This window comes from Kordiimonas sp. (assembly GCF_048260245.1).
Lineage (GTDB): Bacteria > Pseudomonadota > Alphaproteobacteria > Sphingomonadales > Kordiimonadaceae > Kordiimonas.
This window is the reverse complement of the sequence record NZ_JBLXGZ010000018.1, coordinates 61,122-74,110: the sequence shown is the minus strand read 5'-3', so window position 1 is coordinate 74,110 and position 12,989 is coordinate 61,122. Positions and strand designations below refer to the sequence as shown.

13 protein-coding genes are annotated in these 12,989 nt (G+C 54.7%); 5 read left to right on the top strand and 8 right to left on the bottom strand.

From position 1 onward, the window contains the following. On the top strand, window positions 1-222 hold a 222-nt coding region (locus tag ACN0VM_RS10910; RefSeq protein ID WP_417450913.1), incomplete at its 5' end, for an aldehyde dehydrogenase family protein. A 245-nt stretch (window positions 223-467) separates the two neighbouring features. Beyond that, the gene (locus ACN0VM_RS10905; RefSeq protein ID WP_417450912.1) at window positions 468-761 is read left to right on the top strand and encodes a hypothetical protein; all 294 of its coding nucleotides are present in this window, start codon (window positions 468-470) and stop codon (window positions 759-761) included. Between the two features lie 83 nt (window positions 762-844). On the opposite strand, the gene rpsU is transcribed toward ACN0VM_RS10905, so the two are convergent. Further along, complete coding sequence (rpsU, locus tag ACN0VM_RS10900) at window positions 845-1,063, bottom strand: 30S ribosomal protein S21 (protein ID WP_020401352.1); 219 nt, start codon at window positions 1,061-1,063, stop codon at window positions 845-847. A 305-nt stretch (window positions 1,064-1,368) separates the two neighbouring features. On the opposite strand from rpsU, the gene ACN0VM_RS10895 reads away from it, so the two are divergent. From ACN0VM_RS10895 to ACN0VM_RS10885, 3 genes are read left to right on the top strand one after another with little or no spacing between them, the layout of a single operon-like run. Continuing rightward, on the top strand, window positions 1,369-2,022 hold the full coding sequence (locus ACN0VM_RS10895; RefSeq protein ID WP_417450911.1) for a COQ9 family protein: 654 nt from the start codon (window positions 1,369-1,371) through the stop codon (window positions 2,020-2,022). A 3-nt stretch (window positions 2,023-2,025) separates the two neighbouring features. Further along, the gene (locus tag ACN0VM_RS10890; protein WP_417450910.1) at window positions 2,026-2,982 is read left to right on the top strand and encodes a tyrosine recombinase XerC; all 957 of its coding nucleotides are present in this window, start codon (window positions 2,026-2,028) and stop codon (window positions 2,980-2,982) included. A 42-nt stretch (window positions 2,983-3,024) separates the two neighbouring features. Further along, entirely contained in the window at window positions 3,025-3,345 is a 321-nt protein-coding gene (locus tag ACN0VM_RS10885; RefSeq protein ID WP_417450909.1) for a hypothetical protein, read from the top strand. 14 nt (window positions 3,346-3,359) lie between these two features. Here the strand turns inward: ACN0VM_RS10885 and ACN0VM_RS10880 are convergent, their stop codons facing one another. The 7 genes from ACN0VM_RS10880 to mdh all read right to left on the bottom strand — a co-directional run bounded on the left by ACN0VM_RS10880 (window position 3,360) and on the right by mdh (window position 12,882). Further along, window positions 3,360-3,887 carry a hypothetical protein gene (locus tag ACN0VM_RS10880; protein ID WP_417450908.1) on the bottom strand — a complete coding sequence of 176 codons (528 nt, stop codon included), beginning with the start codon at window positions 3,885-3,887 and terminating at the stop codon, window positions 3,360-3,362. 197 nt (window positions 3,888-4,084) lie between these two features. Further along, entirely contained in the window at window positions 4,085-5,491 is a 1,407-nt protein-coding gene (lpdA, locus tag ACN0VM_RS10875) for a dihydrolipoyl dehydrogenase (RefSeq protein WP_417450907.1), read from the bottom strand. An 83-nt stretch (window positions 5,492-5,574) separates the two neighbouring features. After that, window positions 5,575-6,840 carry a 2-oxoglutarate dehydrogenase complex dihydrolipoyllysine-residue succinyltransferase gene (gene odhB / locus ACN0VM_RS10870; RefSeq protein ID WP_417450906.1) on the bottom strand — a complete coding sequence of 422 codons (1,266 nt, stop codon included), beginning with the start codon at window positions 6,838-6,840 and terminating at the stop codon, window positions 5,575-5,577. A gap of 22 nt (window positions 6,841-6,862) precedes the next feature. Beyond that, a complete protein-coding gene (locus ACN0VM_RS10865; protein WP_417450905.1) occupies window positions 6,863-9,757 on the bottom strand; it encodes a 2-oxoglutarate dehydrogenase E1 component in 2,895 nt (964 codons plus the stop codon). 58 nt (window positions 9,758-9,815) lie between these two features. After that, on the bottom strand, window positions 9,816-10,691 hold the full coding sequence (gene sucD, locus ACN0VM_RS10860) for a succinate--CoA ligase subunit alpha (RefSeq protein WP_417450904.1): 876 nt from the start codon (window positions 10,689-10,691) through the stop codon (window positions 9,816-9,818). Further along, a complete protein-coding gene (gene sucC / locus ACN0VM_RS10855; protein ID WP_417450903.1) occupies window positions 10,691-11,860 on the bottom strand; it encodes an ADP-forming succinate--CoA ligase subunit beta in 1,170 nt (389 codons plus the stop codon). The genes sucD and sucC overlap by 1 nt, the downstream gene beginning before the upstream one ends. A 59-nt stretch (window positions 11,861-11,919) precedes the next feature. Continuing rightward, window positions 11,920-12,882: a malate dehydrogenase gene (gene mdh / locus ACN0VM_RS10850; protein ID WP_417450902.1), complete on the bottom strand. Its 963-nt coding sequence runs from the start codon at window positions 12,880-12,882 to the stop codon at window positions 11,920-11,922. Window positions 12,883-12,989: the final 107 nt, after the last annotated feature.

Sequence of the window (12,989 nt, the reverse complement as noted above, 5' to 3'; positions counted from 1 at the left end):
ACCTTTATCTCCGCCACAGGCTCCGACTGCGGCATCGCCAATGTGAACATCGGTACGTCCGGTGCCGAGATCGGCGGCGCGTTTGGCGGCGAGAAAGAAACCGGCGGCGGCCGCGAAAGTGGATCTGACGCATGGCGTGCTTACATGCGGCGCCAGACATCTACCGTTAACTACAGCCGCAAACTCCCCCTCGCACAAGGTATCAAGTTCGATCTCGGCTAAGGCCTGGGCAAAGAATCAGGACAGCCTGATACAACAACGATAGCCTTAAGAAAACTCAGGGCGGTTCCTTACGGGGCCGCCCTTTTTCTTTGAGCACTTAGGCCATCAAACTTTTAAACTTTTCCTCAAAGGCATGGTTGTTCGTAATAATCCTGCAAGGCTTGAGCGATATTCTGAGATTTCAGGCACTCTACCGAGCGATATATCAGGCTTTTTCGGGCTCAACTGCATTCAAGGGGACAGGAATGCCTAGCCGTTATGATGTGACCGCCGTGTGCAAAACCGAAGGCCGGAACGCGTTTGAAACCGTGACCCATTTGTGCGGCAAATCTTATGACGGATCGATGTGGAAAATACCGCTAGCGGACGCGGTCGAAGGCGTACGCTGCGGCCGCTTTGAATTTTTGGTCACGGGACAAGACGGCAAAACACTTGCCTTGCGTATCGCCCGCAGCCCCTACGGCAACTATTACCTCAAGACAGACAAAGACCGTGGTGAACCAAGGCTACTTTTAAACCTGCCCGGCCCATACGGCTAGATCGGACAGCCTGCCAAAGAAAAACCCCCTAAGGCAGGACCTTAAGGGGTTTTATTTTTTTTGTGGATCTGTCTAAGGGCGACTTAACGACCTTTTACTACCAGACCATCGCGCTCTAGGCGCTTGCGCTCAAGCTTGCGAGCACGGCGAACAGCAGCAGCCTGTTCACGAGCCTTCTTTTCAGATGGCTTCTCGTAGAACCGACGCATTTTCATTTCGCGGTAGACGCCTTCACGCTGAAGTTTCTTTTTCAGCGCACGAAGAGCCTGGTCCACATTATTATCCCGAACGGTAACCTCCATGGGTTACACCTTCCTTTCTAAAGCCAAAATTTATAGTGCGGGACATCGGGGTCGCACTATAGGGCAACAGGCCTATAGCAGAGCGCCCCCCAGCGCACAAGTCATTTTCACACAACAAACCGTTGCGGCCCAACGCTTCGCGCCGCATTTGGTTTAGGATATTGCAAAAAGCATAACACAGGTGGGGGGTAAAAACCAGCTTGCGGCAACATGCCCCTCGCCCAAGTCTGGTTTCCGTGATAGGGATTCGGCTAAGATGAAAGCGGCACCAGGCTGTGCTATGATGGTCAAAACGGATGAAGATGATGAAGAACGACAAAACACCGCTTGAACTTCGTGAACCGCTTCTCGACGCCATGCTTGGCCATGTACCGTTTGACGGATGGAGCGACAAGGCCTTATGCCACGCCGCTGAAGACATCGGCGTCAGCTCAGAGATGGCAGAACTGGCCTTTCCCGGCGGCGCAATGGAGGCCATGGAAGCCCATCTTGTAAGGGCCGATGAAAAACTGGCGACTGCGCTTGCCGCCCTTGACCTCATGAACATGCGTATCCGCGACCGCATTACCGTCGCTGTGCGCACACGGTTTGAGCAGGCCGCCGAACACCGGGAAGCTGTGAAACGCGGCGTGGCGGCCCATGCCCTACCGCAAAACATTGCCGCAGGCGCCAAAGCCGGTTGGCGCACATGCGACATTATCTGGCGCGCCTGTGGCGACACCTCAACTGACCATAACTGGTATACAAAACGCGCGTCTTTGCTGGCAGTCTACAGCTCGACACTGCTTTTCTGGCTCAATGACGAGTCTGATGATTATAAAGAGACATGGGCGTTTCTGGACCGGCGTATCGAGAATGTCATGCAGTTCGAAAAGGCCAAGTTCAAGATGCGTGAAGCTTGCGCCAATGCGCCCTCGCTTGGTCGCTTCCTTGGTCGGTTGCGCTACCCGCATAGCTGAGCCATGAAAACAAACGCACTCGACACGGAGACTCTGCTCATCGGCCTTGACGACGACGCGGCGGCACTTGTCATGCGCTGGCGGCGCTACTTGGAGAGCGAAAAGCGGATGTCGGCCCACACACTTGACGGCTACGGACGTGACTTCGCAGGTTTTGTCGGTTTTGTTGCAGGCCACACCGGCGGTGCAGTTAGCCGGCGCACGTTTGCAGAACTCGGCGTGCGTGATTTTCGTGCTTTTCTTGCAGGTAAACGCGGTTCCGGTGTTGGCGCACGCTCAACGGCCCGCGCTCTTTCAACCGTGCGTAATTTCTACCGCTTCCTTGCACGCAGCGAAGGCATCGAGAATGACGCCATCAAAGCCATTCAGGGACCAAAGCTGCCACATCGCGTGCCACGCCCTTTAACGGAAGAAGGCGCGCGCACGGTGATGGAAAGCATCGGCGACCTCGCGGAGGAGGACTGGATTGCCGCGCGTGACACCGCCGTGATCGCACTGCTCTATGGCTGTGGCCTCAGGATAGCGGAAGCCCTTTCAATGAACGTCGAGGACATCCCCACCGGTGACACCATGCGCATCACCGGCAAGCGCGGCAAGGAGCGCGTGGTGCCGGTATTGCCCGCCGTGCATGACGCTATAAACCTTTATAGAAAGCTATGCCCCTTCGCCTTGACCAAGGCTGGCGATGCGCTGTTTGTAGGCAAGCGGGGCAAACGGCTCAACCCTCGCGCTGTGCAACTGGCGATGCAGAAAGTGCGGGCTATTCTCGGCCTACCGGAAAGCGCCACCCCACATGCTTTACGGCATAGTTTCGCGACCCATCTGCTGTCACGCGGCGGCGACCTGCGCACTATCCAGGAACTTCTGGGCCATGCCGACCTCAAGGCAACACAGGTTTACACAGAAGTCGATAGCGCACGCCTGCTTGATGTGTATGATAAGGCCTTCCGCCGGGCATGATCACGCCGTGAAAGCACGAACACGCATAAGGGAGAACCATCTGTGTCACTGCCACCTGAGACCCCCAATATAGACCGTTTTCGTGGCTGGGCGCTGACAGCGCTATATGGTTCAATGACTCTGTTCAGCCTGCTTCTGGTGGCGACAACCTATATGATCTATCCCTCCTATCAGGGTGACAGCATGATGGTACTGGGCACCGGCCTACTGGGTCTAGCAACTGCAATTTTCAGCCTGCGTTCAATGCTTGCATTCGTCAGCGCACTACGTGCGCGCGACGGTGATCCTGGCGTTGCTTTCATGCCTTTTGTTTTTATGACCCTGACAGTTCTTGCCGCAAGTCAGGTGTTTGGCAGCATGTGATGAACCACAGCTTTTCAGGAGGCCCGGCGCATCCCGCCGGGGCCGCCACTTCCGTTTTTCCGACGTTCCACCCCGTGGTGGATCTTCACCACCTCGCGCCGCCTGCAGGGCCCAATGTAAGACGCGGCCCGAATGAAGGGCTTCGGGTTACCGATCATATGGTTGAGGCGGCCATGCAAAAGCTTGGCGGTTAGCGGCAGACCGAGAATCTCATGAGCCCCGGCATCGCGGGCAGCCCATACTTTTTCCTTGTCCGGGTTAGGAATAACCATGACAACAAATGCTTCCGACATCGGGCCATCAACCATGCGGATAAACTTGATAAAGTCTACGCCGCCAAAATCTGGAAGCTCATAATCAACAAAAAAAAGCGAAAATCGCGCCCGCTCCATGCGCACGACAGCATCGCGTGCGCTGGTTACCAAACGCCCGCCGCCAATCCCCTGTTCCCGCAAAAAGTGCCATATGGTGCGGCCAAGCTGCACATTTGACAGCGCCACCATGGCATTAAGCGAGCCATAATCAACTTGTGTGCGTTGCATCAACTGTTCCTCGACGGCAGTTAAAACTACGCCTGATACTGAACCCTTACCCGTGCCTGAAAGGTCCAATTTTAGCTAAAATAGTAATTGTGTTTTTTAAGGTGCGTTCCGGCCTTAAGTCAAAAAACGATTAAAATTTTAAATAAAAACCCCGACCAACAAGATCAGGGCTCTCAGATTTATATCCAATGCAGAAATTACATATGAATGGTACGCTTGTGCACCGCAAGTGCAGCTTCTTTCATTGCTTCGGTTTCGGTCGGGTGCGCATGGCAGGTCAGCGCGATATCCTCGGCGGAAGCGCCAAATTCCATCGCAGTTGCGGCCTGCGCAATCATGTTACCCGCATCCGCACCAATGATATGTACTCCAAGCACCCGGTCTGTTTTCTTGTCAGCAAGAATTTTTACGAAGCCTTCAGTCTGCAGGTTAGCTTTGGCGCGACTGTTGGCCGTGAAAGGAAATTTGCCTGCCACATAGTCAATCTTGGCATCCTTGAGTTCTTCCTCGGTTTTGCCAATACCAGCAACCTCCGGGAATGTATAAACAACTCCAGGGATGACATCGTGGTTAACATAGCCGTTGAGACCCGCGATATTTTCCGCGCAGGCAAGGCCTTCATCTTCGGCCTTATGCGCCAGCATCGGACCTTCGATCACGTCACCAATCGCCCATACACCCGGCACGTTGGTGGAAAAATCGTGGTTAACCTTGATGCGGGAGCGGTCGTCCAGTTCGACGCCTACGGTCTCCAGACCCAGCCCCGCAGTATAGGGGCGACGACCGACGGACACGAGAACAACATCGGCTTCAAGCGTCGTCGCATCACCACCTTTAACTGGCTCGAACGTAACCTTCACGCCTGATTTAGTGGTTTCCACCGACGTAACCTTGGAAGACAGATTTAATTTTATGCCTTGCTTTTTCAGACTGCGGCCAAAAGTTTTCCGTACTTCACCGTCCATGCCAGGCAGCACCTGATCCATGAACTCCACCACAGTCACTTCAGAGCCAAGGCGCTGCCACACGGAACCCAGCTCAAGCCCGATCACACCGCCACCAATTACGATAAGATGTTTGGGCACCTTGGGCAGGCTCAGCGCGCCGGTTGATGAAACAATTTTCTTTTCATCTATCTCAACGCCCGGCAGGCTCGCGACATCGCTGCCGGTGGCGATGATGGTATTATTGGCCTTGAGGGTCTGCGTGCCGCCATCATTCAGGTCAACGTCAATGCTGTCCTTGGCGGTCATACGTGCCGTACCCTTCACCCAGGTAATTTTGTGTTTCTTGAACAGAGATTCGATACCGCCCGTGAGGCCGTGAACGATCTTGTCTTTCGTCGCCATCATTTCCTTCAGGTCAAAGGAGACGCCTTTGGTAGTGATGCCGAACTTGCCCAGATCATGCGCAGCTTCATGATAGAGATGCGAAGCATTGAGAAGCGCCTTGGAGGGCATGCAACCCACATTCAGACATGTCCCCCCCAAGGTATCGCGCTTGTCGATACAGGCAGTCTTGAGACCAAGCTGGGCTGCGCGGATGGCGGCAACATAACCGCCGGGGCCTGCGCCGATGACAACTACGTCGAATACGTCAGACATTTCATGTCCCTTCTTATCGCAACAAAGGGTGGGAAACACGGCCCCACCCATCACTATTCATCTCACAAATCGGGCTGACCGCCTTACATGTCAAGAAGCAGACGAGTCGGATCCTCAAGCGCTTCTTTCACACGCACCAGGAATGTCACAGCCTCGCGGCCATCAATGATACGGTGATCGTAGGACAGTGCCAGATACATCATCGGACGGATAACAACCTGCCCGCCAATCGCTACCGGACGTTCCTGGATCTTGTGCATGCCAAGAATACCAGACTGTGGCGGGTTCAGGATCGGGCTTGACATCAATGACCCGAAGATGCCGCCGTTCGAGATCGTGAAGGTACCATTTTGCATATCGTCAACGGTCAGCTTGCCGTCACGAGCCTTGCGGCCATAGTTTGCAATCGACAGTTCTGTATCGGCAAAGGACATGTCCTGCGCGTCTTTCAACACTGGTACAACAAGGCCATTCGGCGAAGAAACCGCAACGCCAATGTTGGCATAGTTGTGGTAGACAATCTCGTCGCCCTCAATCTGCGCGTTAACCGACGGAATTTCCTTCAGGCCCAAACAGCATGCTTTGGTGAAAAAGCTCATGAAGCCAAGCTTGATGTTATGCTTTTTCGCAAAAAGGTCTTTGTATTTGTTACGTGCTTCCATCACGGCCGTCATGTCCACCTCGTTATAGGTGGTCAACATTGCGGCGGTGTTTTGGGCGTCTTTGAGACGTTCTGCGATGCGTTTACGCAGCCGCGTCATCTTCACCCGCTCCTCGCGCGGTCCTGCCGCAGGCTGTATGCTCGCAGCCGCTGTAGGCTGCGACAAGGTACGTGCGCTGCCGCTCTCGATCGCGCCCATCACGTCTGCCTTGGTCAGGCGACCATCCTTGCCCGTACCCTCAATCGAGGCAGGGTCAAGGTTATAATCTTCCACGACGCGGCGCACCGCCGGTGACATGGGCATCAGTTCTTCGCTGGAGGAAGACGATGAAGGCGCAGGTGTTGGCGCAGGTGCACTTTCCTTCTTCTCTTCCTTCGCTGGCGCGGCTTCCTTGGCTTCTGCTTTGCTTTCCTTCGGCGCAGGACTTGGCGCGCTCGCAGCCTTGCCTTCGGTGTCAACCTTGGCGATTAACGCACCAATTTCAACATCCGTGCCTTCTTCTACCACGATCTCGACAAGAACACCCGCCACGGGGCTTGGCACTTCCATCGCTACCTTGTCGGTTTCAACTTCTACAATCGGCTCATCCGCTTCGACACGGTCGCCCACCTTTTTCAGCCATGTGCCGATGGTGCCTTCAGCGACTGACTCGCCCATCTGCGGGATTTTGATATCTTCGATTGCCATTGGGTGTGCTCCTACCCTTATCCTATTTTGTCAGTGCTTCGTTTACGAGCGCTTCCTGTTGCGCCGCGTGCTTGGACGCGAGGCCGGTTGCGGTTGACGCGCTCGCGGCACGGCCCGTGTAAATCGGCCGTTTGCACGTCATATCAAGGTCGATCAGTACATCTTCGAGCGGTTCATGGATGTGTCCCCATGCGCCCATATTGCGCGGCTCTTCCTGACACCAGACGATGCTTTCAGCGTTTTTGAAGCGCTGCAGTTCCATCTTGATCGCCCTTTCCGGGAACGGGAACAACTGTTCGACACGCAGCAGATAGGTGTCGTTCTGTTCACGTTTGTCGCGCTCTTCGAGAAGGTCGTAATAAACCTTGCCGGAGCAGAGAACGACGCGTTTGATCTTGTCGTCACTCTTGAGCGTGATTGAACCGCCATTCGGTGTTTCAGCACTATCCCACAGAACCCTGTGGAACTGCGAACCCGGTCCAAAATCAGCCAACTCAGACGTGCAACGCTTGTGCCTGAGCAGCGACTTCGGTGTCATGATCACCAGCGGCTTGCGGAAAGACCGGTGCATCTGACGCCGCAGCACATGGAAATAGTTCGCCGGCGTCGTACAGTTCACCACTTGCCAGTTATCTTCTGCAGACAGTTGCAAATACCGTTCAAGCCGCGCCGATGAATGTTCAGGCCCTTGGCCTTCATAGCCATGCGGCAACAACATCACGAGGCCCGACATACGTAGCCACTTTGCTTCAGCCGAGCAGATGAACTGGTCGATAATGATCTGGGCGCCGTTGGCAAAGTCACCAAACTGCGCTTCCCACAGGGTCAGCGAATTTGGTTCCGCCATCGAGAAACCATACTCGAAACCGAGCACACCAAACTCTGACAGGTGACTGTCAAGCACGGTGAATTGGGCATCGTTATTAACCGTTTGCAGCGGGATGTAGCGGTCTTCGGTTTTCTGGTCCACAAAGACTGCATGACGCTGGCTGAACGTACCGCGACCACAGTCTTGGCCCGACAGACGAACGCCATATCCCTCACGCAACAGCGTACCAAAGGCAAGGGCTTCAGCTGTCGCCCAGTCGAAACCGGCACCGCTCTCGAACATCTGCTGTTTGTTCTCAAGCACCCGCTTGAGCGTGCGGTGAATGTTAAATTTCTCCGGCACGGTGGTGATAATCTCGCCAACTTCCCGCACCATCATCTCAGCCACCCCGGTTTCAGCCCGGCGCTTCTCATGGTCTTTATCAGCGAGGCCAAGGCCTTCCCATTTCCCTTCGAACCAGTCAGCTTTATTAACGCGGTAGTCCTTCGCGGTTTCGAACTCGTCCTCTAGGTAACTGACAAACTCATTTTCCATCTGCTCGAATTTCTCGGCGGTAATAACGCCTTCTTCGATAAGACGGTCAGCATAAATCTTCACCACACTGGGGTGGCTCTTGATCGCGGCATACATCAGCGGCTGTGTGAATGCCGGCTCGTCAGATTCGTTGTGACCAAAGCGGCGATAACAGATCATGTCAATCACCACATCACGCTTGAAGGTCTGGCGGAATTCGGTTGCAAGCTTGGACGCGTAGGTCACGGCTTCCGGGTCATCACCGTTAACATGGAAAATAGGCGCCTGCACCATTTTGGCTACGTCACTTGGGTACGGGCTGGACCGCGCAAACTGTGGACTGGTGGTGAAACCGATCTGATTGTTGACGATAAAATGTACCGTGCCACCAGTGTTGTAGCCACGAAGGCCGGACATACCAAAACACTCAGCCACAATACCCTGGCCAGCAAAGGCTGCATCGCCGTGCAACAGCAGCGACAGGGTCGTGCCGCGCTTGGTATCTTTTTTCTGTTCCTGCTTGGCGCGGGTCTTGCCGATCACGACCGGGTTCACCGCTTCAAGGTGGGACGGGTTAGCATTCAGGGAAAGGTGGATTTTATTGCCGTCAAACTCGCGGTCAGCTGAGGTGCCGAGGTGATATTTCACATCGCCCGAGCCCTGCACGTCGTCAGGTTTGAAAGACCCACCATGAAATTCGTTAAAGATAGCGCGGTAAGGCTTCTGCATCACATTGGCAAGGACATTAAGACGCCCGCGGTGCGGCATACCGATGATGATCTCGTCAAGGCCATGCTGGCCGCCGGTTTTCATCACCGCTTCAAGCGCAGGCACCATGGCCTCGCCACCGTCCAGGCCGAACCGCTTGGTACCGGTGTATTTGCGGCCAAGGAACCGCTCAAACTGCACAGCTTCAATAAGCTTGTTCAGAATCGCGATCTTGCCGCGGTCAGTGAACTGGATTTCTTTGTCACGCCCCTCGATCTGGCGCTGTATCCAGGCCTTCTCCTCCGGGTCGTTGATATGCATGAATTCGACGCCGATATTGCCGCAATAAGTGCGTTTGAGAATATCGATGATTTCACGAACGGAGGCGGTCTCAAGGCCCAGCACACCATCCATGAAAATCTTGCGGTCCATATCACCCGGGCCAAAACCGTATGTTTCCGGCTTAAGCTCAGGGTTAACCGGCCGTTCCTCAAGCCCAAGCGGGTCGAGGTTTGCCATCAAATGGCCACGCACCCGGTAGGTACGCACCATCATCAACGCCCGGATGCTGTCAATGGTCGCAGAACGCACATCAGCCTGACTGACAGTAGCATCCGGCGCTTTCGCCGGGCGGCTGTCTTCGATGAACATGTCAGAACCGTCAAGCCCTGTGGTCAAGTCATCATCAGGCCTTAGCGGCCAATCTGAACGGGCCCAACTGGGACCAGACTTTGAAACACCGGCTTCAAGGTCGGAAAAATAATCAGCCCAGCCCTGATCAACAGAGCCGGGATCATTTGAGTATTTTTCATACAGTGTTTCAACAAACTGAGGGCTAACGCCTTCAAGCGCGGCGATGCGGTCCATATCTGCACCCATGGGCAACTGGCGCGGTGTTTTTCACCGCGCCCCTCTTCGTGACGGTTTAACCGTTGATGGCTTTCAGAAGCGTAGTACCAAGTGCTGCAGGGCTGTCGGAAACAATGATGCCCGCGTTTTTCATCGCTTCGATCTTGTCGTCGGCACCGCCCTGACCACCGGATACAATCGCACCAGCGTGACCCATCGTACGACCCGGAGGTGCAGTACGGCCAGCAATAAAACCAGCAACAGGCTTTTTGGTTTTGGATGCCTTGAGGAACTCAGCCGCCTCTTCTTCCGCAGAGCCGCCGATTTCACCGATCATAATGATCGAATGAGTTTCATCGTCACCAAGGAACATATCAAGACAATCGATAAAGTTGGTGCCGTTCACCGGGTCACCACCAATGCCGATACACGTGCTTTGGCCCAGACCAGCCGCCGTAGTTTGTGCAACAGCTTCATAGGTCAACGTACCGGAGCGTGAGACGATGCCCACGTTACCGCGCTTGTGAATGTGGCCTGGCATAATGCCGATCTTGCACTCACCTGGCGTAATAACGCCCGGGCAGTTCGGGCCGATGAGCCGAGTGCCGGAGTTTTTCAGCGCGCGTTTCACCCGCACCATATCCAACACCGGAATACCTTCAGTGATGCAGACAACAAGCTCCAGTTCGGCGTCGATCGCCTCTAGGATCGCGTCAGCGGCGAAGGGCGGAGGCACATAAATCACCGATGCGTTGGCGTCGGTTGCTTCACGGGCGTCAGCCACAGTGTCGAACACGGGCAGATCAAGGTGCTTGGAGCCGCCTTTACCGGGGGTTACGCCACCAACCATGTTGGTGCCATACGCAATCGCCTGCTCAGAGTGAAAGGTGCCCTGCGCACCAGTAAAGCCCTGACAGATAACCTTGGTATTTTTTCCTACGAGAACGGACATTACGCTGCCTCCTTCACGGCTTTTACAACTTTCTCAGCCGCGTCATTCAAATCATCGGCAGTGATGATCGGCAGACCGCTGTCCGCCATGATCTGTTTGCCTAGTTCTACGTTCGTGCCCTCAAGGCGGACCACGAGCGGAACACTGAGCGCCACTTCACGAGCGGCCGCAACCACGCCTTCCGCGATCACATCACAGCGCATAATGCCGCCGAAGATGTTCACGAGGATGCCTTCAACATTGTCGTCAGACAGAATGATTTTGAAAGCTTCGGTCACACGCTCTTTTGTGGCACCACCACCAACATCGAGGAAGTTGGCGGGCTCACCGCCCTTCAGTTTGATAATGTCCATGGTAGCCATGGCAAGACCGGCACCGTTGACCATGCAGCCGATGGAACCATCAAGGCTGATGTAGTTAAGGTCGTATTTGCTGGCTTCGATCTCTTTCGGATCTTCTTCCGATTCGTCCCGGAGTTCACGCACATCGGGGTGACGAAACAGTGCGTTGCCGTCGAAGGACATCTTGGCATCGAGTACGACCATCTTGTCGTCCTGCGTCAGCACAAGCGGGTTGATCTCAAGAAGCGATGCATCAAGCTCGGTATAGGCTTTGTAAAGCGACGCCACGACTTTCTGGCATTCTTTAGCGGCGGCACCTTCAAGATTGAGACCAAAAGCCACACGGCGACAGTGGAAAGGCTGAAGGCCGGTCACCGGATCGATCGTGATCGTCACAATCTTCTCAGGCGTTGCTTCAGCAACTTCCTCAATGTCCATCCCGCCTTCGGTCGACGCCATGATGGCGAGCTTACCAGAAGCGCGGTCAAGCAGCATGGAGAGGTAGAATTCGCTTTTGATCGCGCAGCCGTCTTCCACATAGACACGCTTGACCTCTTTGCCCTCAGGGCCGGTCTGGTGCGTGATAAGTGTTTTGCCAATCAGTTCCTTGGCAACCGCCTCAACATCATCAAGCGATTTCACAACCTTCACACCGCCGGCTTTACCGCGGCCACCAGCGTGGATCTGTGCCTTGACAACCCAAACCGGGCCACCAAGTTTTTTTGCTTCGTCAACAGCTTCCGCTGCTGTGTAGGCCACGCCGCCTTCAAGTACAGGCGCGCCGTATTTCTTGAGCAGGCCTTTCGCCTGATATTCATGGATATTCATCTGCTATCCAACTCCTTGAGTTCCATATCTGGAAATTCCAACTGTATCAGCGCCAACCGTTACTTCAGCGACGGGTCAATATTGATGCAAGCTTCCATCAGACCCTTAACCGCGTTCACGGAATGATCAAAGCCAGATTTCTCTTCACCCTCCAGCTCGATCTCAACGATCTTTTCTACGCCGTTCGCGCCAACAATAACCGGCACACCAACATACATATCTTCAAGACCGTATTCGCCAGAGAGGTAAGACGCAACAGGCAGCAGGCGGCGCTTGTCTTTAAGATAGCTTTCCGCCATTTCAATCGCGCTTGTCGCAGGGGCGTAAAACGCTGAGCCTGTTTTGAGAAGCCCGACGATCTCGGCGCCGCCATCACGGGTGCGCTGCACGATCTGATCGATCTTTTCCTGTGTGGACCAGCCCATCTTGATGAGGTCTGGTACAGGAATACCCGCAACAGCGGAGTAACGCGTCAGCGGCACCATGGTGTCGCCGTGGCCGCCCAGCACAAATGCCGTTACATCCTGAACTGACACGTTGAATTCTTCAGCGAGGAAGTGACGGAAGCGTGAGCTGTCGAGCACCCCTGCCATGCCGCAAACCTTGTTGGTCGGCAGGCCGGAGAATTTCTGCAACGCCCAAACCATCGCGTCCAGCGGGTTGGTGATACAAATAACAAAGGCATCTGGCGCATATTTGCCGATGCCTTCACCAACTGCCTTCATAACCTTCAGGTTGATGCCAAGAAGGTCGTCACGGCTCATACCGGGTTTACGCGGCACACCTGCGGTGACGATCACCACATCTGCGCCTTCGATGTCGGCATAGTCGTTCGCGCCCTTGAGGACCGAGTTGTAGCCTTCGACCGGAGCGCTTTGCGCGAGGTCGAGTGCTTTACCCTGCGGCAAACCTTCCGCGATATCGAAAAGAACGATATCGCCCATTTCCTTAAGTGCCGCGAGGTGTGCAAGGGTACCACCGATCTGGCCGCTGCCGATCAATGCAATTTTTTTACGTGCCATGAGAATGCTCCAGCCAAGTTTTGGGGCCACTTGAGATCAGTAACCGCGTACTGAAAAACGATGAATATTCTGGGAGGTACCTAACGCGTTTACCCCATTGAGACAAG